The organism is Pseudomonas peradeniyensis, assembly GCF_014268935.2.
Lineage (GTDB): Bacteria > Pseudomonadota > Gammaproteobacteria > Pseudomonadales > Pseudomonadaceae > Aquipseudomonas > Aquipseudomonas peradeniyensis.
The window spans coordinates 368,150-391,710 of sequence record NZ_JABWRJ020000002.1 but is presented as its reverse complement, the minus strand read 5'-3'; the positions used below and the strand labels follow the sequence as shown (position 1 = coordinate 391,710).

At 65.7% G+C, this 23,561-nt stretch carries 25 protein-coding genes; 6 read left to right on the top strand and 19 right to left on the bottom strand.

What is annotated here, in order from left to right; all coding sequences use genetic code 11:
• Positions 1-30: 30 nt before the first annotated feature.
• On the top strand, positions 31-1,344 hold the full coding sequence (locus tag HU751_RS11220; protein WP_186732677.1) for a lytic murein transglycosylase: 1,314 nt from the start codon (positions 31-33) through the stop codon (positions 1,342-1,344).
• A gap of 90 nt (positions 1,345-1,434) precedes the next feature.
• Here HU751_RS11220 and HU751_RS11215 read toward each other — a convergent pair whose 3' ends face one another.
• From HU751_RS11215 to HU751_RS11155, 13 genes are all read right to left on the bottom strand, one after another.
• Complete coding sequence (locus HU751_RS11215; protein ID WP_186732675.1) at positions 1,435-2,373, bottom strand: S66 peptidase family protein; 939 nt, start codon at positions 2,371-2,373, stop codon at positions 1,435-1,437.
• Between the two features lie 102 nt (positions 2,374-2,475).
• Complete coding sequence (gene lipA / locus HU751_RS11210; protein ID WP_050707059.1) at positions 2,476-3,492, bottom strand: lipoyl synthase; 1,017 nt, start codon at positions 3,490-3,492, stop codon at positions 2,476-2,478.
• 2 nt (positions 3,493-3,494) lie between these two features.
• On the bottom strand, positions 3,495-4,142 hold the full coding sequence (gene lipB, locus HU751_RS11205) for a lipoyl(octanoyl) transferase LipB (RefSeq protein WP_050707060.1): 648 nt from the start codon (positions 4,140-4,142) through the stop codon (positions 3,495-3,497).
• Positions 4,142-4,417, bottom strand: coding sequence for a DUF493 domain-containing protein (locus HU751_RS11200; RefSeq protein ID WP_011535839.1), 276 nt, complete (start codon positions 4,415-4,417; stop codon positions 4,142-4,144). Before HU751_RS11200 ends, lipB begins: the two co-directional genes overlap by 1 nt.
• Positions 4,418-4,490: 73 nt before the next feature.
• The gene (locus tag HU751_RS11195; protein WP_186713819.1) at positions 4,491-5,651 is read right to left on the bottom strand and encodes a D-alanyl-D-alanine carboxypeptidase family protein; all 1,161 of its coding nucleotides are present in this window, start codon (positions 5,649-5,651) and stop codon (positions 4,491-4,493) included.
• A gap of 265 nt (positions 5,652-5,916) precedes the next feature.
• Positions 5,917-6,915, bottom strand: coding sequence for a septal ring lytic transglycosylase RlpA family protein (locus HU751_RS11190; protein WP_186732674.1), 999 nt, complete (start codon positions 6,913-6,915; stop codon positions 5,917-5,919).
• Positions 6,916-7,926 carry a lytic murein transglycosylase B gene (gene mltB, locus HU751_RS11185; protein ID WP_186732673.1) on the bottom strand — a complete coding sequence of 337 codons (1,011 nt, stop codon included), beginning with the start codon at positions 7,924-7,926 and terminating at the stop codon, positions 6,916-6,918.
• Positions 7,927-7,943: 17 nt separating this feature from the next.
• Complete coding sequence (rodA, locus tag HU751_RS11180) at positions 7,944-9,047, bottom strand: rod shape-determining protein RodA (protein ID WP_050707084.1); 1,104 nt, start codon at positions 9,045-9,047, stop codon at positions 7,944-7,946.
• 38 nt (positions 9,048-9,085) lie between these two features.
• The gene (mrdA, locus tag HU751_RS11175) at positions 9,086-10,984 is read right to left on the bottom strand and encodes a penicillin-binding protein 2 (RefSeq protein ID WP_186732671.1); all 1,899 of its coding nucleotides are present in this window, start codon (positions 10,982-10,984) and stop codon (positions 9,086-9,088) included.
• A 17-nt stretch (positions 10,985-11,001) separates the two neighbouring features.
• Positions 11,002-11,469 (bottom strand): 23S rRNA (pseudouridine(1915)-N(3))-methyltransferase RlmH, encoded by a 468-nt coding sequence (gene rlmH / locus HU751_RS11170; protein ID WP_023631106.1) that lies wholly within the window; start codon positions 11,467-11,469, stop codon positions 11,002-11,004.
• A 9-nt stretch (positions 11,470-11,478) separates the two neighbouring features.
• Positions 11,479-11,910 carry a ribosome silencing factor gene (gene rsfS, locus HU751_RS11165; RefSeq protein WP_186732670.1) on the bottom strand — a complete coding sequence of 144 codons (432 nt, stop codon included), beginning with the start codon at positions 11,908-11,910 and terminating at the stop codon, positions 11,479-11,481.
• A gap of 44 nt (positions 11,911-11,954) precedes the next feature.
• Entirely contained in the window at positions 11,955-12,614 is a 660-nt protein-coding gene (nadD, locus tag HU751_RS11160; RefSeq protein WP_186732664.1) for a nicotinate-nucleotide adenylyltransferase, read from the bottom strand.
• A gap of 1 nt (position 12,615) precedes the next feature.
• Entirely contained in the window at positions 12,616-13,887 is a 1,272-nt protein-coding gene (locus HU751_RS11155) for a glutamate-5-semialdehyde dehydrogenase (RefSeq protein ID WP_186732663.1), read from the bottom strand.
• A gap of 296 nt (positions 13,888-14,183) precedes the next feature.
• Between HU751_RS11155 and HU751_RS11150 the strand changes: the two genes are divergently transcribed.
• A complete protein-coding gene (locus HU751_RS11150) occupies positions 14,184-14,876 on the top strand; it encodes a DNA-3-methyladenine glycosylase (protein ID WP_186732662.1) in 693 nt (230 codons plus the stop codon).
• 3 nt (positions 14,877-14,879) lie between these two features.
• Positions 14,880-16,196 carry a bifunctional DedA family/phosphatase PAP2 family protein gene (locus tag HU751_RS11145; RefSeq protein ID WP_186732661.1) on the top strand — a complete coding sequence of 439 codons (1,317 nt, stop codon included), beginning with the start codon at positions 14,880-14,882 and terminating at the stop codon, positions 16,194-16,196.
• A gap of 179 nt (positions 16,197-16,375) precedes the next feature.
• On the opposite strand, the gene HU751_RS11140 is transcribed toward HU751_RS11145, so the two are convergent.
• From HU751_RS11140 to HU751_RS11130, 3 genes are read right to left on the bottom strand one after another with little or no spacing between them, the layout of a single operon-like run.
• Positions 16,376-16,966: an LON peptidase substrate-binding domain-containing protein gene (locus HU751_RS11140; RefSeq protein WP_050707068.1), complete on the bottom strand. Its 591-nt coding sequence runs from the start codon at positions 16,964-16,966 to the stop codon at positions 16,376-16,378.
• Between the two features lie 9 nt (positions 16,967-16,975).
• Positions 16,976-17,692 (bottom strand): LrgB family protein, encoded by a 717-nt coding sequence (locus tag HU751_RS11135; RefSeq protein WP_186732660.1) that lies wholly within the window; start codon positions 17,690-17,692, stop codon positions 16,976-16,978.
• Positions 17,689-18,051 (bottom strand): CidA/LrgA family protein, encoded by a 363-nt coding sequence (locus HU751_RS11130; RefSeq protein WP_186732659.1) that lies wholly within the window; start codon positions 18,049-18,051, stop codon positions 17,689-17,691. Before HU751_RS11130 ends, HU751_RS11135 begins: the two co-directional genes overlap by 4 nt.
• Before the next feature lie 151 nt (positions 18,052-18,202).
• On the opposite strand from HU751_RS11130, the gene HU751_RS11125 reads away from it, so the two are divergent.
• The 3 genes from HU751_RS11125 (at position 18,203) to HU751_RS11115 (ending at position 21,152) form a co-directional block, all read left to right on the top strand.
• On the top strand, positions 18,203-18,658 hold the full coding sequence (locus HU751_RS11125; RefSeq protein ID WP_110737952.1) for a MaoC family dehydratase: 456 nt from the start codon (positions 18,203-18,205) through the stop codon (positions 18,656-18,658).
• Positions 18,659-18,746: 88 nt separating this feature from the next.
• Positions 18,747-20,480 (top strand): C13 family peptidase, encoded by a 1,734-nt coding sequence (locus HU751_RS11120; RefSeq protein ID WP_186732658.1) that lies wholly within the window; start codon positions 18,747-18,749, stop codon positions 20,478-20,480.
• Positions 20,481-20,507: 27 nt separating this feature from the next.
• Positions 20,508-21,152 carry an oxidoreductase gene (locus tag HU751_RS11115; protein WP_186732657.1) on the top strand — a complete coding sequence of 215 codons (645 nt, stop codon included), beginning with the start codon at positions 20,508-20,510 and terminating at the stop codon, positions 21,150-21,152.
• Positions 21,153-21,243: 91 nt separating this feature from the next.
• Here HU751_RS11115 and HU751_RS11110 read toward each other — a convergent pair whose 3' ends face one another.
• From HU751_RS11110 to mpl, 3 genes are read right to left on the bottom strand one after another with little or no spacing between them, the layout of a single operon-like run.
• The gene (locus HU751_RS11110) at positions 21,244-21,531 is read right to left on the bottom strand and encodes a YceK/YidQ family lipoprotein (protein WP_050707139.1); all 288 of its coding nucleotides are present in this window, start codon (positions 21,529-21,531) and stop codon (positions 21,244-21,246) included.
• The gene (gene ubiX / locus HU751_RS11105; RefSeq protein WP_050707140.1) at positions 21,528-22,157 is read right to left on the bottom strand and encodes a flavin prenyltransferase UbiX; all 630 of its coding nucleotides are present in this window, start codon (positions 22,155-22,157) and stop codon (positions 21,528-21,530) included. The genes HU751_RS11110 and ubiX overlap by 4 nt, the downstream gene beginning before the upstream one ends.
• The gene (gene mpl / locus HU751_RS11100; RefSeq protein ID WP_050707141.1) at positions 22,154-23,503 is read right to left on the bottom strand and encodes a UDP-N-acetylmuramate:L-alanyl-gamma-D-glutamyl-meso-diaminopimelate ligase; all 1,350 of its coding nucleotides are present in this window, start codon (positions 23,501-23,503) and stop codon (positions 22,154-22,156) included. The genes ubiX and mpl overlap by 4 nt, the downstream gene beginning before the upstream one ends.
• Between the last annotated feature and the right edge of the window lie 58 nt (positions 23,504-23,561).

Here is a 23,561-nt window from a genome sequence, read left to right as displayed (position 1 = left end):
GGCACCTGACCTGCAATTCTGGATCTGTGCATGCCCTCTCGTCTCACTCTCCGCTGGCAACCCCGCCAGCTGATCGCGGCCACAAGCTTCATCCTGCTCGTCGCCTGCGCCGAGAAACCCACCGCCGCCGACGCCCTGCCGCTGGCGCCCGCCCAGCCCGCTCCCGTCGTCACCCTGCCCGGCACCACGCCCGAGGCCAACGGCGAAATCCAGCCCCTGCAGACCTTCGCCCAATGGCAGGCCGGCTTCCGCCAGCAAGCCCTGCAAGCCGGTATCAGTGCCAGCCTGTTCGACCGCGCCTTCCTCGGTGTCACCCCGGACATGGACGTGATCAAGGCCGACCGCAGCCAACCCGAATTCACCCGCCCGGTGTGGGAGTACCTGGACGGCGCCCTGTCGCCGCTACGCGTGCGCAACGGCAAGAAACTGCTCGAGCAGAACGCCGATCTGCTGACCCGCATCGAACAGCGCTACGGTGTCGATCGCCAGGTTCTGGTCTCGGTATGGGGCATGGAAAGCAACTTCGGCCAGTTCCAGGGCAGCAAGTCGGTGATCCGCTCGCTGGCCACCCTGGCCTATGAGGGCCGCCGTCCGCAGTTCGCCCAGGACCAGCTGATCGCCGCCCTGCAGATCCTGCAGAACGGCGATATCCAGCCTGACGCGATGCGCGGCTCCTGGGCCGGCGCCATGGGTCAGACCCAGTTCATCCCGACCACCTACCTGACCCACGCCGTGGACTTCGACGGTGACGGCCGCCGCGACATCTGGAACAGCACCGCCGACGCCCTGGCGTCCACCGCGCACTACCTGCAGGCGTCCGGCTGGAAACGTGGCCAACCCTGGGGCTTCGAGGTGCAGGTGCCCGCCGGTTTCGACTACTGGCTGGCCGATGGCAGCCAGCGCAAGAGCGTCAGCGAGTGGCTGCAGCTGGGCGTGAAGCTGCCAGCCGGTACCACCCTGCCCACCGGCAGCAGCCAGCTGTCCGCCGCCCTGCTGCTGCCCGCGGGCGCCAAGGGGCCGGCGTTCCTGGTACTGGACAACTTCCGCGCCATTCTCAAGTACAACAACTCGTCGTCCTACGCGCTCGCGGTCAGCCTGCTCGGGGATCGTTTCTCCGGATGGGGGTTCATTGCCGGCAGCTGGCCGAAAGAGGACCTGCCGCTGAGCCGCAGCGAGCGGATCGAGCTGCAGACCTTGCTCAATGCCAACGGGCATGAGGCAGGTAATCCGGATGGGATCATCGGCGCCAATACCCGCAAGGCGATCCGCAATGCGCAGCAGGCGCAGGGCTGGCCGGCGGATGGGTATCCGACGCACAAGCTGCTCGATAGCCTGCGGCGCTAAAAGCCCAGGAGGCCGCTCCTACAGGAGATTGCGATCCCCTGTAGGAGCGGCCTCGTGTCGCGAAAGGGCTGCAAAGCAGCCCCGGCGATCTCAAACCCTGAACAGATCCTGCAACAGCACCAGACTCTGCTCTTCGGCATCCAGTCGCACGCTAGCCCCCAACGGCAGGCACACATTCGGATCACAATGCCCGCTGCGCCACCCGGCCAGCACCGGCACCCCGAGCGGGCCGAAGATGTCCAGCAGCAGCGGCGTCATCGCCGCCACCGTGATCCCGGCAAAGTCCCCGACCAGCACCCCTCGCACCCCTTCCAGCTTGCCGGCCAGGCGCAACTGGGTCAGCAGCCGGTCGACACGGTAGAGCGGCTCGTTGACGTCCTCGATGAACAGGATGCTGTCCTGGGTATCGACTTCCGCCAGCGTCCCCAGCGTGGAGCCGAGCAGCGACAGGTTGCCGCCGACCAGACGCCCGCTGGCAATCCCGGGCACCACGCTGGTCAGCGGGAACTCGACAGGGTGGTCAATCGCATCACCTGCCCCCAGCCGCCCCCGCAGCTGCCCGAACAGTGAGCTGACGGTGGGCTCGAGCTTGCCCCCCAGCAGGTCGGCATTGAGCATTGCGCCATGGAAGGCCAGCATCCCCGCATGTCGGTTGAGCGCCGAATGCAGGGCGTTGATATCGCTGTAGCCCACCAGCGGCTTGGGATGGCGACGGATCAGCTCGAAGTCGATTTGGTCCAGCAGGCGCATGCTGCCGTAACCGCCGCGCATACACAGGATAGCGTCGATGTCCGGGGCGCTGAACGCATCGTGCAGGTCGCGCAGACGCTGCTCGTCGCTACCGGCGAGGTAACCGTCCGCCTGCAGTACCCCAGGGTAAATGCGGCACTGCTGGCCACGGCTTTCGAACCACTGACGTGCCTTGTCGGTATCCAGCCGCGCCGGCCCGGCCGGGGCGATGATGGCAAAACGGGCATTGTCAGGCAGGGCCTTGGGCAACAGGTACTCAGCAGTTTCCAGGCAATTCATCACGCCACTCCTTGCAGCTTGTCGCTTGAAACAGATCGCTCAAAAACAAAAATGCCGATGCCGCCTTCCGGCGCACATCGGCATGTCCCGCTCAAGCCCGGTTCAGAGCTTGATCTTGGCTTCGTGAGCCTGCTGGTCGGCGTGGTACGACGAACGCACCAACGGGCCGGAGGCGACGTTCTTGAAGCCCATCTTGTAACCTTCCTCGGCGAACCAGGCGAAGGTATCCGGGTGCACGAAGCGCTGTACCGGCAGGTGGTTGCGCGACGGCTGCAGGTACTGGCCGAGGGTCAGCATGTCGATGTCGTGCTCACGCATGCGGTGCATGACCTCGATCACCTCGTCGTCGGTCTCGCCCAGGCCCAGCATCAGGCCGGACTTGGTCGGCACGTGCGGGACCATCTGCTTGAACTTCTGCAGCAGGTCCAGCGACCAGTCGTAGTCCGAGCCCGGACGCGCGGCCTTGTACAGGCGCGGCACGGTCTCGAGGTTGTGGTTGAACACGTCCGGCGGGGTCTGCGCGGTGATCTCCAGCGCCACGTCCATGCGCCCGCGGTAGTCCGGCACCAGGGTCTCCAGCTGGACACCCGGCGACAGCGCGCGGATTTCGCGGATGCAGTCGGCGAAGTGCTGGGCACCGCCGTCACGCAGGTCATCGCGGTCCACCGAGGTGATCACCACGTACTTCAGGCGCAGGTCGGCGATGGCGATGGCCAGGTTCTTCGGCTCGTCCAGGTCCAGTGGCTTCGGACGGCCGTGGCCGACGTCGCAGAACGGGCAGCGACGGGTGCAGATGTCGCCCATGATCATGAAGGTCGCGGTGCCGCCGGAGAAACACTCACCCAGGTTCGGGCAGGAGGCCTCTTCGCACACACTGTGCAGCTTGTGCTTGCGCAGCAGTTGCTTGATGCGGTCGACCTCCGGTGAAACCGGGATGCGCACGCGAATCCAGTCAGGCTTTTTCGGCAGTTCTTCGGTGGGGATGATCTTCACCGGGATGCGCGCCACCTTCTCGGCGCCGCGCAGCTTCACGCCGGCCTCGACTTTCTTCGGCGCAGGGCGCGGGGTCACGTCTTGCGTGGGGATCAGGTTCGGCACGGCTTCTTGCACAATTGTCATAATCAGTCGATTCCGCCCGTGAGGGTCGTCTGCTCAGCATAGTCGAGGTGCCTGACCAGCTGTCCGCGCAGCCTTGTCCTGACCTCGTCGAGTTCGATCGGACCTGCCAGGTCGCGTAGCTGGGTCATGGCCAGCCCCGCATACCCACAGGGGTTGATTCGGCGGAATGGCGCAAGGTCCATGTCCACGTTCAGGGCAAGGCCGTGGAAGGAACGACCGTTGCGGATTCGAAGGCCAAGGGACGCGATCTTCGCGCCATCGACGTAGACGCCCGGGGCATCGGGCTTGGCCACCGCCTGCACGCCGTAGCTGGCGAGCAGGTCGATGAGCGTCTGCTCGATGCGGCTGACCAGCTCGCGCACGCCGATGCTCAGGCGTCGCACATCCAGCAGCAGGTAGGCCACCAGCTGGCCTGGGCCGTGGTAGGTGACCTGGCCGCCGCGATCGGTCTGCACCACCGGGATTTCCCCCGGGATCAGCAGGTGCTCGGCCTTGCCGGCCTGTCCCTGGGTGAAGACCGGCGGGTGCTCGACCAGCCAGACTTCGTCCTGGCTGTCCGGGCCGCGTTGCTCGGTAAAGCGGCGCATGGCCTCCAGCACCGGTTCATAGGGCTGCAGGCCAAGATCGCGAATACCGAGCACGCCGGACATCACAGCACCATTTTCACGATGCCGGTGGCACGCAGGGCACTGTTGATGTCGTGCAGCTGGTTCTCGCTCTCGGCAACGATATGCAGTTGCACCGTGGTGTACTTGCCTTCCTTGCTCTGGCGCTCGGCCAGGGTCGACAGGTCGACCTTGGCGTGCTTGCTGAGGATCTCGATCACGGTGTCGCGGAAACCGACAACAGTGTCGCCGATCACCTTGATCGGGTAGTCCTCGCAGGGGAATTCGATCTTGTGCGACTTGACGTCTTCTTCGCTCATGGCGGAAACGGCCTCGTAAGCCGTGGCAGCAACATCGCCCCCGCCTGGTTCACGGGGGCGTGCAGGTCACGTATCAGTTGAACAAACCGTAGAAGAACAGGCGGATGCTATCCCACATACGGCCGAAGAAACCAGCTTCCTCCACGCCGTCTAGGGCGATGAGGTCGGCGCTGTGAATCACTTTCTCGTCCAGTTTGACTTCCACTTTGCCGATCACGTCACCTTTGGCGATCGGAGCGGTCAGTTGCGGATTCATGGTCATCGAAGCCTGGAGGCGTTTCAATTGGCCTTTAGGCATGGTCATGGTCAGGTCGTTGGCCAGACCGGCTTTCACCTGGTTGGTCGCGCCTTTCCATACCTGGGCCTGAGTCAGCTCGGTACCTTTCTGGTAGAAGGTCTGGGTTTCGAAGAAGCGGAAACCGTAGGTCAGCAGCTTCTGGGTCTCGGCGGCGCGGGACTGCTCGCTGTTGGTGCCGAACACCACGGCAATCAGGCGCTGGCCGTCACGCACGGCCGAGGCGACCATGCAGTAGCCGGCTTCGTCGGTGTGGCCGGTCTTCAGGCCATCGACGGTCTTGTCGCGCCACAGCAGCAGGTTGCGGTTCGGCTGCTTGATGTTGTTCCAGAAGAACTCTTTCTGCGAGTAGATGGCGTAGTGCGCCGGATCTTCGTTGATGATCGCGCGTGCCAGCAGGGCCATGTCGTGGGCCGAGGAGTAGTGCTCCGGGTTCGGCAGACCGGTCGGGTTCATGAAGTGGCTGTTGGCCATGCCAAGATCGGTGGCGGTCTTGTTCATCATGTCGGCGAATGCATCTTCGCTGCCGGCAATGTGCTCGGACAGGGCGACCGAGGCGTCGTTGCCGGACTGGATGATGATGCCGTGCAGCAGGTCGCTGACGGTCACCTGGCTGCCGACCTTGATGAACATGCGCGAACCACCGGTACGCCAGGCATTCTCGCTGACGGTGACCGGGTCGTTCTCGCCGATCTGGCCGCGACGGATGTCCAGGGTGGCGATGTAGGCAGTCATCAGCTTGGTCAGGCTGGCCGGCGGCAGGCGCTCGTCACCGTTGTTCTCGACCAGCACATTGCCGCTGGACGCGTCCATGAGTACATAGGACTTGGCGGCCAGTTGCGGTGGTGCCGGCATCATCTGCTCCGCTGCGAAGGCAGCAGGCATGATCATCAGCAGAACGGGCAGGCAAAGTCGTTTGGCAAGGTTGGTGATGTTCATCCGTCTCTCGTAAATCGCTAATGGTCTGATGTTCCGTGGGCAAATTCGTTTACCCAGCGCCCCGTCAGTCTAGTTTTATGGCCGGTGGCCTGGCCCGACAGTGCGACGTAATGCCGCTGCGGGCAAAAGCGGGCATTGTACATGTCATTGCCCGGCAATTCATGAACAAACCGACAGGTCGGCGTGTCGATTCATTGCGGGGCAAGCCCGCTCCCACGCCATCTGCAAGGCGAAACGTGGGAGCGGGCTTGCCCCGCGACAGAGCTCAATCAGTGACCACCTTGGCCTGGCCGAGATTGGCCAGGCGAATGCTGTCCTGCGCCTGCTGGATCTCACCCTGGCTGTTGATCGGCCCCAGGCGAACCCGGTGCAGCGTCTGCTGGTTGCGTACCACGGAGCTGATGAACACCGGCGCGCTGACCATGGTGCTCAGCTTCGAGCGCAACAACTCGGCGGCGTCCGGGTTGGCGAACGCGCCCACCTGCAGGATGCTGCCGCCGCTGGCGTTCGGCACATTGTTGCCGCCCACCTGCACCGGCACCACCGGCGCCGCGTGCTGCTGCGGTGGCGGGGTCCACTGCTCGACCCGACCGGTGCTGGTGGCGATCGGCTGGGCCTGGGCCACCTGCGGCTCCTTGAGCACCATCGGCGGCTGCTGGCCACGCTGGGCCCACCATTGCTGTGGGTCGATGCCTTCGACGCGCACATGGGCGGTCCCGGTCTCGGCATAGCCGAGCTTCTTCGCCGCGGCGTAGGACAGGTCGATGATACGGTCGGAATAGAACGGGCCACGGTCATTGACCCGCAGGATCACGCTGCGGCCGTTGGCCAGGTTGGTCACCCGCACATAGGCCGGCAGCGGCAGGGTCTTGTGCGCCGCGCTCATGCCGTACAGGTCGTACAGTTCGCCGTTGGCGGTGTTCTGGCCGTGGAACTTGGTGCCATACCACGACGCGGTACCCTCGGCGCGGTAGTTGCGCGAGTCCTGCATCGGGTAGTAGGTCTTGCCCAGCACCGTGTAGGGGTTGGCCTTGTAGTTGCCGGTGTGCACGGTCGGCGTGGCGTCGGGGATCTTGTTGACGTCCACGTCCCACCAGGGCGCGCCGTCCTTGTGCGCGCGGTTGATGTCCAGGCCCGGCTGCGCACGTACGGTGTTGCCGCTCTGCGGGCTGGACGGCCGGCTCGACGAGCAGCTGGCCAGCACCAGGCCGACAGCGACGCAGGTGAGCAGTTTTGCGGTATTGATGGTGAAGAGTTCGCGCATTTACTTGACGCCCCGTGCCAGAACCAGCTGTTCGGAAAGCTGATGCACCGCCATGGCATACATCACGCTGCGGTTGTAGCGAGTGATCGCGTAGAAGTTTTTCAGGCCCATCCAGTACTCGGGGCCATCCGCGCCTTCCAGGCGGAAGGCGGTGACCGGCAGATCATCGCGCAGCGCATCATGACCCGACCAGCCCAGCGCCCGCAACTGCGCGACCGTCCTGGTCGGCTCGATGCCGGTGGTCAGGCCTTCGTCGCCCCGGGCGCCGGCCACGCTGGCGCGGCTGACCACAGGCTCCCCGGGCACCCAGCCATGACGCTTGAAGTAGCTGGCGACGCTGCCGATGGCATCGTCCGGGTTGTTCCAGATATTGATATGGCCGTCGCCGTCGAAGTCCACGGCATAAGCACGGAAGCTGCTCGGCATGAACTGCGGCAGGCCCATGGCGCCGGCATAGGAGCCTTTGAGCGTGAGCGGATCGAGCTGCTCCTCGCGGGCCAGCAGGAGGAACTCGCGCAGCTCCTTGCGGAAGAATTCGGCCCGTGGCGGGTAGTCGAAACCAAGCGTGGACAGGGCATCGATGACCCGGTAGTTGCCGGTGTTGCGACCGAAGAAGGTTTCCACGCCGATGATCGCGACGATGTACTGCGCCGGCACGCCGTATTCCTGTTCGGCGCGGGCCAGCACGGCCTCGTGCTGGCGCCAGAAGTCCACACCGCGGGCGATGCGCGCGTCGGTGATGAACATCGGGCGGTATTCCTTCCACGGCTTGACCCGCTCGGCCGGCCGCGAAATCGCATCGAGGATCGCCTGCTTGCGCTGTACCTCGCGGAACACGCCCATCAGCTGCTCACCGGCGAAGCCGTAGTCGCGGGTCATCTCGCCAACGAACTCGGCCACCTGCGGCGAGCCGTCGTAGTCGCCGGCATTGGCCTGCTGGATTACGCCGAACAGCCCCATCGCGCCGAACCACGGCGCCAGGCGGGCAGCCCAGCCACGCACTGCTTGCATGAAATTCTTCACCTTTTTCAAACCTGTGCAATCCACTTGCGGTGCGTATGGATCGACATCAGAACGCCAAACGCTGACAGCAGCGTCACCAACGAAGTTCCGCCATAGCTGATGAAGGGCAGCGGCACGCCCACCACGGGCAGGAGGCCGCTGACCATACCGATATTGACGAACACATAAACAAAGAAGGTCATGGTCAGGCTGCCCGCGAGCAGCTTGCCGAACAGGGTCTGGGCCTGGGCGGTGATCACCAGCCCGCGGCCGATCAACAGGATGTAGATCAGCAGCAGCAGGCAGATGCCGACCAGGCCAAACTCTTCGCCGAGCACGGCGATGATGAAGTCGGTGTGGCTTTCCGGGAGGAAGTCCAGGTGCGACTGGGTGCCCAGCAGCCAGCCCTTGCCGAACACCCCGCCCGAACCGATCGCCGCCTTGGACTGGATGATGTTCCAGCCGGTGCCCAGCGGATCGCTTTCCGGATCGAGGAAGGTCAGCACGCGCTGTTTCTGGTAGTCGTGCATGACGAAGAACCACATCGCCACCGCCACCGGCACCGCCGCGGCGATCACGCTGACGATCCAGCGCCAGCGCAGCCCGCCCATGAACAGCACGAAGGCGCCGGAGGCGAGGATCAGCAGCGCCGTTCCCAGGTCGGGCTGGCGCACGATGAGGATGAACGGCACGCCGATCAGGACCAGGCTGATCGCCACATGCTTGAGGTGCGGCGGCAGGGTGCGCTTGGACAGGTACCAGGCGATGGTCGCCGGCATGATGATCTTCATGAATTCCGAGGGCTGGAAGCGGATCACCCCGGGAATGTTGATCCATCGCGTCGCGCCCATGGCGTTGTGGCCCATGACGTCCACCACGACCAGCAGGAACACCCCGGCCAGGTAGGCCAGCGGTACCCAGCGCGCCATGAAGCGCGGCTCGAGCTGGGCGATGATGAACATCGACACCAGGCCGATACCGAACGAGCTGGCCTGCTTCATCAGCAGGTCCCAGTTCTTGCCGCTGGCCGAATAGAGCACGAACAGGCTGCCGGCGGCGAGCGTCAGCAGGATGAGCAGCAGGGGACCGTCGATATGGATGCGCTGCAGGAAGCTGGCGCGCCTGCGCATCACGTCCTCGCTGGAGAGCATGCGGTCGAAGTTGTTCTTCACGGGGCCGATTCCTGGGCGACTGTGGCGGGGGCGAACTCGGGCTTGAGCCGGCCGTTCTCGTCAAGCAGCCAGGCATCCATGACCTGGCGCACCACGGGGGCGGCGACGCCGGAGCCGGACTCGCCGTTCTCGACCATCACCGAGACCACGATCCTCGGATCGTCGGCCGGGGCGAAGGCGACGAACAGCGCGTGGTCGCGGTGGCGTTCCTGGAGTTTGTTGCGGTCGTACTTCTCACCCTGCTTGATCGCCACCACCTGGGCCGTGCCGCTCTTGCCGGCGATGCGGTACTGCGAGCCGATGGCGGCCTTGCGCGCGGTCCCGCGGGCGCCGTGCATCACCTGCTCCATGCCGTGAGTGACCCTGGCCCAGTCCGACTTGTCGCGCAGGACGATGTTTTCCATGGGGTTCTCGTCCACCGGGGGCTGGCCTTCGATGGTCTTGGCCAGGCGCGGACGGTTCCACACGCCTTTGTTGGCAATCAGCGCCGTGGCCTGGGCCAACTGCAGTGGCGTGGTCTGCATATAGCCCTGGCCGATGCCGAGGATCAGGGTCTCGCCGGGGAACCAGGCCTGGCGGCGGGTGGCGCGCTTCCACTCACGGGACGGCATCAATCCGGGCGACTCTTCGAACATGTCCAGGGCGACCTTCTGCCCGATACCGAACTTGTTCATGTAGCTGGACAGCCGATCGATCCCCATCTTGTGCGCAAGATCATAGAAGTACGTATCGTTTGACCGCATGATCGCCACATCCAGATCAACCCAGCCATCGCCGGTGCGGTTCCAGTTGCGGTATTTGTGATCGTAGTTGGGCAATTGGTAGTAACCCGGGTCGAACACCCGGCTGCCTGCGGTCACCACGCCACTGTCGAGACCGGCTATCGCCACCGCCGGCTTGATGGTCGAGCCCGGCGGGTAGAGGCCACGCAAGACGCGGTTGAACAGTGGCCGGTCGATCGAGTCGCGCAGTTCGGCGTAAGCCTTGAAGCCGATGCCGGTGACGAACAAGTTGGGGTCGAAGCTCGGCTGACTGACCATCGCCAGCACCTCGCCGGTGCGCGGGTCGAGGGCCACGATGGCGCCACGGCGCCCGCCCAGCGCCTGCTCGGCGGCCTCCTGCAGCTTGATGTCCAGGCTCAGGACAATGTCCTTGCCCGGCTTCGGATCGGTGCGCTTGAGCACCCGCAGCACGCGGCCACGGGCGTTGGTCTCGACTTCCTCGTAGCCCACCTGGCCATGCAACTCATCTTCGTAGAAGCGTTCGATGCCGGTCTTGCCGATGTGGTGGGTGCCGCTGTAGTTCACCGGGTCGAGGGTCTTGAGTTCCTTCTCGTTGATCCGCCCGACGTAGCCCACCGAATGGGCGAAATGCGCGCCCTGGGGATAGTGGCGGACCAGCTGCGCCGCCACTTCCACGCCGGGCAGGCGGAACTGGTTGACCGCGATGCGGGCAATCTGCTCCTCGTTGAGCTCGAACAGGATCGGCACTGGCTCGAACGGCCGGCGCCCCTGCTTCATGCGCTTCTCGAACAGGGCACGGTCGTCGGGGGTGAGTTCAAGCACCTCGACGATCACATCCAGCACATCCTGCCACCTGCCGGCGTTACCGGCGCGCTCGCGGGTCATCACCAGGCTGAAGCTGGGGCGGTTGTCCGCCACCACCACGCCGTTGCGGTCGAAGATCAACCCGCGGGTCGGCGGGATCGGCTGCACATGCACCCGGTTGTTCTCCGACAGCGTCGAGTGATAGTCGTACTGGATGACCTGCAGGTAATACAGCCGGGCGATCAGCACGCAGACGAGCAGCACCACCGCCACGGCGCCCACGACGACGCGGTTGCGCACCAGGCGGGCGTCTTTCTCGTGGTCCTTGAGGCGGATCTGCTGCGGCATCGGACAGGCTTACAGGTTCATTTGTGGTAGGGATGCCCGGACAGCACGGTCCAGGCGCGGTAGATCTGCTCGCCGATGAGTATCCTTACCAACGGGTGCGGCAACGTCAGCGGCGACAGCGACCAGCGCTGTTCGCTACGCGCGCAGACTTCCGGCGCCAGCCCCTCCGGGCCGCCCACCATCAGGTTGACCGTACGCGCATCCAGGCGCCAACGGTCCAGCTCGCCCGCCAGTTGCTCGGTACTCCAGGGCTTGCCATGGACCTCGAGGGTGACGATGCGTTCCCCTGGCTGCACCTTGCTCAGCATCGCCTCGCCCTCCTGACGGATCAGGCGGGCGACATCGGCGTTCTTGCCGCGGGTGTTCAGCGGGATTTCCACCAGCTCCAGCGCAAGCTCCGGGGGCAGGCGCTTGGCATACTCATGCCAGCCTTCCTCGACCCACTTGGGCATGCGCGAGCCGACCGCGATCAGACGCAGACGCACGGCGCTTCCTTATTCCCGGTCTTTGAGCTTGTCGGTGAAGTAGTCGCTGGCGTTTTCCGGACTGTGGTGCTTGGCATCGGCGGCACGGCTCTGCTCGGCACCCAGCCACAGGCGCTCCAGGTCGTAGAACTGGCGGGCAGCGGCGGTCATCATGTGGACGATGACGTCGTTCAGGTCCAGCAGGACCCAGTCGCTGTCGCCCTTGCCCTCTTCACCCAGGGGTTGCGCACCTTCTTTCTTCACCGTTTCACGGACCTTTTCCAGCATCGCGTTGATCTGGCGATTGGAGGTACCGGTGGCAATGATCATGTAGTCGGTCAGGCTGTGCTTTTCGCGCACATCGATGACCTGGATGTCCTGGGCCTTGACGTCTTCCAGGGCGCTGATGGTCAGTTTGACCAGCTCTTCGCCACTGATGCCATTGATTTTCTGCTTGCTCATATAAAACTCGTTCAACTCATTAAGTGAGGCGCCCATGGGCACCGTCAGTTGGACACACGATACAGATCGTGCGCCTCGATATAGGCCAGTACTGCGTCCGGCACCAGGAACCGCGCCGACTTGCCGCTGGCCAGCAGCTGTCGGATCTGTGTGGCGGACACCGCAAGCGGGGTCTGCCAGACGAACGAAATGTGCCCCGCCGGGCCGGACATGGCGGTGGGATCGCTCTCCGAGCGCGCCGCCAGCAGGTTGCGCAGCGCGTCGGGGGGTTCGACATCGGCATCCGGGCGTTCCAGCACCAGGATGTGACAGTGTTGCAGCAGTTCTTCCCAGCGATGCCAGCTGGGCAGGCCGCAGAACGCGTCCCAGCCCAGCACCAGGAACAACTGGTCGTGCGCGTGCAGCTGCGCACGGATCGATTCAAGGGTGTCGATGGTGTACGACGGCTTGTCGCGGGCCAGCTCGCGGTCATCCACGCTCAGGCGTTCGACGCCCTGCACGGCGCTGCGCACCATGGCCAGGCGGTCCTGGGCCGACACCTGCGGCGTGTCGCGGTGCGGCGGGCGGGCGTTGGGCAACAGGCGCAGTTCGTCCAGATGCATGAACTCGGCCACTTCCAGCGCGCTGCGCAGGTGGCCGATATGCACCGGGTCGAAGGTACCGCCGAGAATGCCGACGCGCCGGACTGCCACCGCCTTGCTCAACTCAGCACGACTCCTGGCCGCGCAGCTGGCCGTCGCCGATCACCACGTACTTCTCGCAGGTCAGGCCTTCCAGGCCGACCGGGCCGCGGGCGTGCAGCTTGTCGGTGGAGATGCCGATCTCCGCGCCCAGGCCGTACTCGAAGCCATCGGCGAAGCAGGTCGGGGTGTTGAGCATGACCGACGCCGAGTCGACCTCGGCGATGAAACGCCGGGACTGACCCTGGTGCTCGGTGATGATCGAGTCGGTGTGGTGCGAGCCGTAGTGGTTGATGTGCTCGATGGCCTGTTCCAGGCCTTCGACGACGCGGATCGACAGGATCGCGTCGAGGTATTCGGTGTGCCAGTCGTCTTCGCTGGCCGGCTTGGCATCGATGATCGCCCGGGTGCGCTCGCAGCCACGCAGCTCGACCCCCTTGTCGTGGAAGCGGCGGGCCATTTCCGGCAGGAAGCGCTCGGCCACGGCCTGGTCCACCAGCAGGGTTTCCATGGCGCCGCAGATGCCGTAGCGGTAGGTCTTGGCGTTGAATGCCACGCGCCAGGCCTTGTCCAGGTCGGCATGGGCATCGACGAAGACATGGCAGATGCCGTCCAGGTGCTTGATCACCGGCACCCGGGCGTCGCGGCTGATGCGTTCGATCAGGCCACGGCCGCCGCGCGGGACGATCACGTCGACGAACTCCGGCATGCTGATCAGCGCGCCCACGGCCTCGCGGTCGGTGGTCTCGACCACCTGCACCACCGCCGGTGGCAGGCCGGCCTCGGCCAGGCCGCGCTGGATGCAGGCGGCGATGGCGCGGTTGGAATGGATGGCCTCGGAGCCGCCGCGCAGGATGGTGGCGTTGCCCGACTTCAGGCACAGGCTGGCGGCGTCGATGGTCACGTTGGGGCGCGATTCGTAGATGATGCCGATGACCCCCAGCGGCACGCGCATCTTGCCAACCTGGATGCCCGACGGGCGGTAGCTCATGTCGCGGATGGCGCCGACCGGATCCGGCAGGCTGGCCACCTGGCGCAGGCCGGTGATCATGCCGTCGATGCGTGCCGGGGTAAGCGCCAGGCGGTCGAGCAGCGCCGGCTCCAGGCCGTTCTTGCGACCGTTGGCCAGGTCCTGTTCGTTGGCTGCGGTGAGCGCGTCGCGGGCCGCGTCGAGGGCATCGGCGGCGGCCTGCAGGGCGCGGTTCTTCTGCGCGGTGCTGGCACGGCCGATCACCCGCGAGGCCTCACGGGCGGCGCGACCCAGGCGGGTCATGTAGTCAAGAACGGACTCGGTCATGGGTTCGGTGTCTTGGCAAAGGGGAAATCGGCTGATTATAACTGGAGCGCTCGGGTACGCCCAGCGGCGGGTGGCGGATGGTAGAAAATGCTGGGAGGAATGTGTAGGAAAGATGTAACCACCCATATCGAAACGCACCTCAGCCTCATCGCGGGGCAAGCCCGCTCCCACGCCCTACGGGGCATGCAGCCATTTGCGTGGGAGCGGGCTTGCCCCGCGATGGCGTCAACCTGATTCAGCCAAGATTAAGCCATTCATTGCTATCATCGCCGCCTTTATAGCCACGAACCGCGCGTATGTCCGTCCCAGCCCCCTGCCCGGCCCGGGCCTTGCCCGACAGCTTCTTCGACCGCGACGCCCAGACCCTCGCCCGCGAACTGCTGGGCAAGGTCATCCGCCATCGCCACGGCGATCTCTGGCTGGCGGCGCGGATCATCGAGACCGAGGCCTACTACCTGACCGACAAGGGCAGCCACGCCTCCCTCGGCTTCACCGAGAAGCGCAAGGCGCTGTTCCTCGATGGCGGGCACATCTACATGTATTACGCCCGTGGCGGCGACTCGCTGAACTTCAGCGCCCAGGGCCCGGGCAACGCGGTGCTGATCAAGTCCGCCTATCCCTGGACCGACGCCATCTCCGACGCCAACAGCCTGGCCCGGATGCAGCTGAACAACCCCGATGCCAGCGGCAACCTGCGCCCGCCCGAGCGCCTGTGCAACGGCCAGACCCTGCTGTGCCGGGCCATGGGCCTGAAGGTGCCGCACTGGGACGCCCGGCGCTTCGACCCCGAACGCCTGTATGTCGAGGACTGCGGCATCCCGGTGCCACGGGTGATCCAGACCACCCGCCTGGGCATCCCCCACGGCCGCGACGAACACCTGCCCTACCGCTTCGTCGATGCCGACTACGCGCGCTTCTGCACCCGAAACCCGCTGCGCCGCGGCCAGGTCGAAGGGAAAGACTTCTTCATGCTCGAACAAGGAAACTGAACCATGGGCCAATGGCTCGACAGCCTGACCACCTGGCTTGGCGCCAACCCGCAGTGGCTGGGCCTGGCCATCTTCATCGTGGCCTGCGTTGAATGCCTGGCGATCGCCGGCATCATCGTGCCCGGCACCGTGCTGCTGTTCGCCGTCGCCGTGCTGGCCGGCAGCGGTGCCTTCAGCCTCGGCGAGACCCTGCTGCTGGGCTTCCTCGGCGGCCTGCTGGGCGATGCGATCTCCTACGGCATCGGCAAGTACTTCCACCAGAACATCCGCCGCCTGCCGCTGCTGCGCAGCCACCCGGAGTGGATCGGCAGCGCCGAGGCGTACTTCCAGCGCTACGGCATCGCCAGCCTGCTGGTCGGCCGCTTCATCGGCCCGCTGCGGCCGATGCTGCCGATGGTCGCCGGCATGTTCGACATGCCGCTGCCGCGCTTCATCGCCGTGAGCCTGGTGGCCGGCGCTGGCTGGTCGGTGGCCTACCTGCTGCCGGGCTGGGCCACCGGCGCGGCCATGCGCCTGCCACTGCCCGAAGGATTCTGGCTGGACGCCGGGATCGTCATCGGCACCCTGGCGGTGTTGATCGGCCTGAGCCTGAGCACCAGCATTCGCGACCAGCGCCATGGCACCCGGTTGATCGCCGCCCTCAGCGGCCTGGCCGTGGCCGCGCTGTTCATCGGCTGGCCGTACCTGAGCGAGTTCGACCAGGGCGTGATGACCCTGGTCCAGGAACACCGCAGCCAGGTGATCGACGGCGCCGTGGTGCTGGTCACCCGCCTGGGCGACTTCCGCACCCAGTTCTTCCTGGGAGGCCTGCTAACCGGCCTGCTGCTGCTGGCCCGGCAATGGCGCCATGCCTTGTTCGCCGGCGCGACGCTGATCGGCACCGCCGCCGCCAACGGCACCTTGAAGTGGCTGTTCGCCCGCGCCCGTCCGGAAGTGCTGGTCGATCCGCTGACCAGCTACAGCATGCCCAGCGGCCACAGCTCGGCGTCGTTCGCCTTCTTCCTGGTGCTGGCAGTGCTGGCCGGACGCGGCCAGCCGCCGCGCATGCGCCTGACCTGGGTCATGCTGGGCTGCCTGCCGGCGCTGGCGATCGCCTTGTCGCGGGTGTACCTCGGGGCGCACTGGCCGACCGACATCCTCGCCGGGGCACTGCTGGCGTGCTGCGTGTGCGCGGCGAGCCTGACCCTGGTGCAGCATCGCCAGCCACTGGTGGCGCTGCCGCAAAGGGTGTGGTGGCTGGTGCTGCCGGCGTGCGTCGCGTTGCTGGCGTTCTTTGCCTTGCATGCGCTGCCCAAGGCGTTGTTGCGTTACCAGTACTGACGCTATCGCAAAACCCTGTAGGAGCGGCCTTGTGTCGCGAAAGGGGTGCGAAGCGCCCCCAGATCTGCGCATCAAGCTGATATTGTCGGGGCCGCTTTGCGGCCCTTTCCGACCGGTCCGACGCATCGGCAAGGCCGCTCCTACAGGGATCGCATGGGCCGCTGGGGGAGCGAGCCTGATCAGGCGAACAACTCGCCCTGGATCCGCTCGAGCAACGCCTGGATCGCCTCCAGCCTGAGCTGTGGCGAATCGATGGCCAGCAGGTCGAGCTTGTCCTCCTCCATGAACGGCAGCAGGTAGGCCAGCTGGTTGCCCAGCGACTGGCGCCCGTCCACGTCGCGCGGCATGTCCAGCGCCTCGACCATCGGATGCTCACCCAACGCCAGCAGCAGGGCCAGCAGGTCGTCGTCCTGCTCCACCAACGGGCTGTCCGCCAGGTCCGGCAGCCATTGCACCTCGGCGAGCATCAGCTGGTCCTTCTGCACCTCGGTCCGCTCGACGCGAAACCGCCGCACGCCCTCGACACGGATGCCCAGCAGGCCGTTATCCTGCTGCACGAAGTCGCGGATCAGCGCCTCGCAGCCGACCGAGGCCACCACCGGCGGCGCCTTGCCCACCTGTTCGCCTTCGAGGATGCACACCACGCCGAAACCGGCGCCCTGCTTCATGCAGCGGCCGATCATGTCCAGGTAGCGCGCCTCGAAGATCTGCAGGTCGAGCAGGCAACCGGGGAACAGCACGGTATTGAGGGGAAACAGCGGTAACGTCATCTCGACTCCTCAAGCCACCAGGCTGACCGCCAACGGCAGGAACACCGCCGTGGCCACCCCCATCAGGCTCATCGCCAGCGCGGCGAAGGCGCCGCATTCGTCACTTTCCTGCAAGGCCACCGAAGTGCCCACCGCGTGGGCGGTCACTCCCAGCGCCATGCCCCGTGCCTCGGGGCTGAGCACGCCGCAGCGGGTCAACAGCGCCGGGCCGAAGATCGCGCCGATCACCCCAGTGATCAGCACGAACACCGCGGCCAGCGCCGCCACCCCGCCGATCTGCTCGGCCACCAGCATGGCGATCGGCGAAGTGACCGACTTCGGCGCCATGGTCATCAGGATCATCCTTTCGGCACCGAACCACCACCCCAGCACCAGGCACGCCACGGTGGCGAACAGGCCTCCGACTACCAGCGTAGTAAATGTCGGCCAGAACAGCTGCCGAATACGCCGCAGGTTGAGGTAGAGCGGCACCGCCAGGGCCACGGTGGCCGGCCCCAGGAGGATATTCATGATCTCGGTGCTCTTGCGGTATTCGGCGTAGTCGATGCCGCAGGCCAGGAGGATGCCGATCACCACCAGCATCGACACCAGCACCGGTTGCAGGAAGATCCAGCGGGTCTTCTCGTAACCCGCCAGCACCAGCTGGTAGGCGGCCAGGGTAATGCCTATGCCGAACAACGGATGATGGATGACCGCCTCGAGCGTGCCGTGCCAGTCGAGGATCATGGCTGCTCCTCGCGCTTGCCCTGGCGGTGGATAAGCTTCTGCATCAGCACGCCGACGAACACCAGGGTCAGCAGGCAGGAGATCAGCAAGGCTCCGACGATGGCCCAGAAGTCGGCGGCGATGTCCCTGGCATAGACCATCACCCCCACCGCCGGCGGCACCAGCAGCAGCGGCAGGTAGCGCAACAGGCTGCCGGCGGCCTCGTTGAGCGGCTCGCCGACCTCGCCGCGGATCATCAGGAAGACCATCAGCAGCAACAGGCCGATGATGGGACCAGGCAGGATGGGCAGCAACAGGTGGTTGATCGCCGTTCCCAGCAACTGGAACAGCACCAGCCAGGTCAAACCACGCAACAGCATATGGACCTCCCTCAGAGCATGGCGACCATTATAAGCACGCTAAGCAATTGCCTATAAGGCGATATTCGGCGAAAAGCGGGCAACTTGACTGAAACGGTTCGCCGTGCTGATCTTGCACATTCGTACCAAATGACAATCTGGAGATGTCGCGATGCCCTATGTACCCGTTACAGAGCTTTCGCAGTACGTTGGCAAGGAACTGGGACGTTCCGCCTGGCTGAAGATCGATCAGCAACGCATCAACCTGTTCGCCGAGGCCACCGGCGATTTCCAGTTCATCCATGTCGATCCGGTTAAAGCGGCCAAAACCCCGTTCGGCACCACCATAGCCCATGGCTTCCTCACCCTGTCGCTGATCCCCAAGCTGATGGAAGACATCCTCGTGCTGCCCGAAGGGCTGAAGATGGTGGTCAACTATGGCCTGGACAGCGTGCGCTTCATCCAGCCGGTGAAGGTCGACAGCCAGGTGCGACTGAAGGTCGACCTGACCGACGCCACCGAGAAGAAACCAGGGCAATGGCTGCTCAAGGCCACCGTCACCCTCGAGATCGAAGGCGAAGAAAAACCCGCCTACATCGCCGAACCGCTGTCGCTCTGCTTCGTCTGAGCCGCCCCAGGGGCCGCCACGCGGCCCCGATTCACGCACCCGCGCATTCTGCGGCATACTCGGCGCATCGATTGTCCCGGACTCCGCCATGCGCCCCCTGCTCCCCCTGACCCTGATCCTGTTGCTCGCTGCCTGCGGCGAAGGCGAACCGCTGTCGCCCCCGGACGCCCGGCTGCCCGACGGCGGCCGCTACCGCGGCCAGGTGGTCGACGGCCTGCTGCAAGGCGAGGGCCGCATCGACTACCCCAACGGCAGCTGGTACGCCGGCACCTTCAAGGACGGCCAGTGGCATGGCCAGGGCGAATGGCACGGCAGCAACGGTGAAGTCTATCGCGGCCAGTTCAGTGCGGGCCTGTTCCAGGGGCTGGGCGACCTGACCACACCCGGCAGCCATTATGCAGGCACCTTCAAGCATGGCCGCCGCGACGGCGAGGGCGCGCTCAAGCAGAACGACCAGACCTACCGCGGCCAGTTCAAGGACGACCAGTATGAAGGTGCCGGCCAACTCGAACTGGCCGACGGCAGCCGCTACCAGGGCCTGTTCGCCAAGGGCAAGCCCAATGGCGCCGGGGTGCGCAGCGACGCCAGCGGCAACCAGTTCAGCGGCCACTTCATCGACGGCCAGCTGCAGGGCGCCGGCACCTACGACAGCGCCGACGGCGAGCAGTACATCGGCGAATTCAAGGACAACCGCCTCGAAGGCAGGGGTCGCTACGAGAGCGCCGACGGCGACGTCTGGATCGGCGACTTCAAGGATGGATCGCTGGTCGGCCAGGGCGAACTGCTGGGCAGTGACGGCAGCCGCTACAAGGGAGGTTTTCGCGACTGGCGCTTTGCCGGCAGCGGCACCTTGCAGCTGGCCGACGGCAGCCAGTATGTCGGCGGTTTCACCGACGACGCCTACCATGGTCGCGGCAAGCTGACCCACCCGGACGGCCGGGTCGAGAGCGGTACCTGGGTCAACGGCGTGCGGGTGCGCGATGCCCAGGGCAAGCTGCTGCCCGACCCGCTGGACCTGGCCCTGCTCAACCAGGGCAAGTTGCTGGCCGATGCCCTGGCCAAGGTGCCGGCCTCGGAGCCGCCGGTGCAGCTGTACAGCCTGGTGGTGGCCGGCGACGGTCAGCAGAGCGTGTTCCTGCGCGAGGCCGACTATGTCAGCAACATGCTCAAGGTGCGCTTCGGCGCCCACGGCCAGGTGACCCTGGTCAACCATCGCGACCATCTGGCCGACCGCCCGATGGCCACCCGCGAGAACCTCTCCCGCGCCGCCCGCACCCTGGCCAAGCGCAGCGGTCCCGAGGACCTGGTGTTCATCTACCTGACCAGCCACGGCAGCCATGACCACCAGCTGGTGCTCGACCAGCCTCGCCTGCAACTGGCCGATCTGTCCGCCGACGAGCTGGCCAGCGCCCTGGCCCCGCTCAAGGACCGCGACAAGGTGATCGTCATCTCGGCCTGCTATTCCGGTGGCTACATCGCCCCGCTCAAGGACGACCGCACCCTGGTCATGACCGCCGCCCGCCCCGACCGGGTGTCGTTCGGCTGCTCCGAAGAAGCCGATTTCACCTATTTCGGCGACGCCCTGTTCGCCCAGGCGCTGAACCAGACCGACGACCTGAAACAGGCGTTTGAACTGGCGCGGCAAAGTGTTGCCGAAAGAGAACGAAGGGAAGGCTTCGAAGCCTCGGAGCCACAGCTCTGGGCGCCGCCGGCAGTGATCAGCCACTGGCAGCGCCTGCGCCGCCAACAGGCCGAGCAAGCCCTGCGCAATGAAGCCCAGCCAGCTTCTGGGCAACAGGCAAAAACACCTGGCGCCCACTAAGCTGTGTAGTAACGAGGGAGAGACATCATGTACCTGACACCCCAACATGTCCTGCTTGCCGGTGCCACGGGTCTGACGGGTGAACACCTGCTCGACCGCCTGCTCAACGAGCCCACCATCAGCCGCGTGCTGGCACCGACCCGCCGCCCCCTGGCCGAGCACCCGCACCTGGAAAACCCGGTGGGTGATCCGGTCGTGTTTCTCCCGCAACTGGCCGGCCGCGTCGATATCGCCTTCTGCTGCCTGGGCACCACGCTCAAGCAGGCAGGCTCGGAAAATGCGTTCCGCGCCGTCGACCTGGACATGGTCGTGGCCTTCAGCAAGCGTGCCCGCGAGATGGGCGCGCGCCACCTGCTGGTGATCAGCGCCTTGGGCGCCGATCCGAAATCGTCGGTCTTCTACAACCGGGTCAAGGGCGAGATGGAGGAGGCGCTCAAGCAGCAGGACTGGCCGCAGTTGACCATCGTGCGGCCTTCGTTGTTGCTGGGTGAGCGGATCGAGCCGCGCCTGGGTGAACGGATGGCGGCGCCGTTTGCACGTCTGATACCCGGCAAGTACCGGGGCATCGAGGCCTGTACCCTGGCCCGGGCGCTGTGGCGCCTGGCGCTGGAAGAGGAAGACGGGATTCGGGTGGTTGAGTCGGACGAGTTGCGAAAACTCGGCAAAAAATAGCGTTGACCTGTTATGGCCCTTTCGCGGGTAAACCCGCTCCCACAGGTAGCGCACTGACCCTGTGGGAGCGGGTTTACCCGCGAAAGAGCCGCTACAGACCACCCGTGGCGTTGAACCCCACCCCCGCCGCCGTCAACAACGACAACGGCAGCAGCAAGGTATCCAGCAACGCGCTCCCCGGCAGGTCCAGCCCCGGATAGGCCGGCGCCTCGGCGCCAAAGCGATCCTCGGGGCAACAACCGCCATTGATCACGTACAGGTCAAGCCGCGTCCCGGCATACACCACCGGCGCCCCCGGCTTGTTGGCGTCCAGGGTGCGCACCGTGGCGCAGCCGCCGAGCTGGGCCAGTATCACCAGCCCTGCCAAAACCCGCTTCAATCATCGACCCCATAGTGATGCTCGCCCCAGCGCGGCAGCATGTCCTGCGGGATGTTCAGCAGGTTGAGGATGCGCGCCACGACGAAGTCGACCAGGTCGTCGATGCTCTGCGGCTGATGGTAGAACCCCGGTGCCGCCGGCAGGATCACCGCGCCCATCTGCGACAGCTTGAGCATGTTCTCCAGGTGGATGGTGGAGAACGGCGCTTCGCGCGGTACCAGAATCAATTGCCGGCGCTCCTTGAGGGTCACGTCGGCGGCGCGCTCGATCAGGTTGTTGCAGGCTCCCGTGGCGATCGCCGAGAGGGTGCCGGTGGAACAAGGCACCACCACCATCGCCGCCGGCGCGCCGGAGCCCGAGGCCACCGGCGACATCCAGTCTTCCTTGCCGTACACGCGGATCTGCCCGTCGGCCGCCCCGGTGTACTCGGTGAGGAACGCCTGCATGGCCTGGGGCTTGGCCGGCAGCAGCACGTCGGTCTCGGTGGCCATCACCAGTTGCGCGGCCTTGGAGATGAGGAAGTGCACCTCACGGTCCTCGCGCACCAGGCAGTCGAGCAGACGCAGGCCATACTGCGCCCCGGAGGCGCCGGTCATGGCCAGGGTGATGCGTTCCGGCCCGTTCACTTCAGCGCCTCGGCCAGCTTGCCGTGCAGGCCGCCGAAGCCGCCGTTGCTCATGATCACCACATGGGTGCCCGGGCGGGCCTGGCCCTTGATGCGCTCGATGATGGCTTCGAGGCTGTCGGCCACCACGCTTGGCACCTTGCACTGCGCGGCGGTGCCCGCCAGGTCCCAGCCCAGGTTGGGCGGCGCGTACCAGATCACCTGGTCGGCATCGTTGACGCTCTCCGGCAGGCCATCGCGGTGGGCACCGAGCTTCATGGAGTTGGAACGCGGCTCGATCACCGCGATCACCGGCGCCTCGCCGACGCGCTTGCGCAGGCCGTCGAGGGTGGTGGCGATGGCGGTCGGGTGGTGAGCGAAGTCGTCATAGATGGTCACGCCCTGCACTTCGGCGACCTTCTCCATGCGCCGCTTGACGCTCTTGAACGCGCTCAGGCCTTCGATGCCCATGGCCGGCGCCACGCCGACATGACGAGCGGCGGCCAAGGTAGCCAGGGCGTTGGCGACGTTGTGCTGACCGGTCAGCGCCCAATCGACGACACCCTGCGCCTCACCGTCGAACAGCACCTCGAAGCGCGAACCGTCGGCGCTGAGCAGGCGCGCCTGCCATTGCCCGCCTTCGCCGGTGGTCTGCACCGGGGTCCAGCAGCCCATGCCGATGACCCGCTCCAGCGCCTGCTCGGTGGTCGGGTGGATGACCAGGCCTTCGCTGGGGATGGTGCGCACCAGATGGTGGAACTGCCGCTCGATGGACGCCAGGTCCGGGAAGATGTCCGCGTGATCGAACTCGAGGTTGTTGAGGATCGCGGTGCGCGGGTGGTAGTGGACGAACTTGGAGCGCTTGTCGAAGAAGGCGCTGTCGTATTCGTCGGCCTCGACCACGAAGAACGGCGTACCGCCCAGGCGCGCCGACACCGAGAAGTTCTGCGGCACGCCGCCGATCAGGAAGCCCGGGCTCATGCCGGCATGCTCCAGGACCCAGGCCAGCATGCTGCTGGTGGTGGTCTTGCCATGGGTACCAGCCACGGCCAGCACCCAGCGGCCCTGCAGCACATGATCGGCCAGCCACTGCGGGCCGGACACATAGGGCAGGCCCTTGTTCAGCACGTACTCCACCGCCGGGTTGCCCCGCGACATGGCGTTGCCGATCACCACCAGGTCGGGTGCCGGTTCCAGCTGGGCCGGGTCGTAGCCTTGGGTCAGCTCGATGCCCTGGGCCTCGAGCTGGGTGCTCATCGGGGGATAGACGTTGGCATCGGAGCCGGTGACGCGGTGGCCCAGTTCCTTGGCCAGCACGGCCAGCGAACCCATGAAAGTGCCGCAAATACCGAGAATATGAATGTGCATGATCGACCTCGCAAAACGTCGAGGCAGGGTAGCCCAGGGCGAGGGAAATCGCACTCGC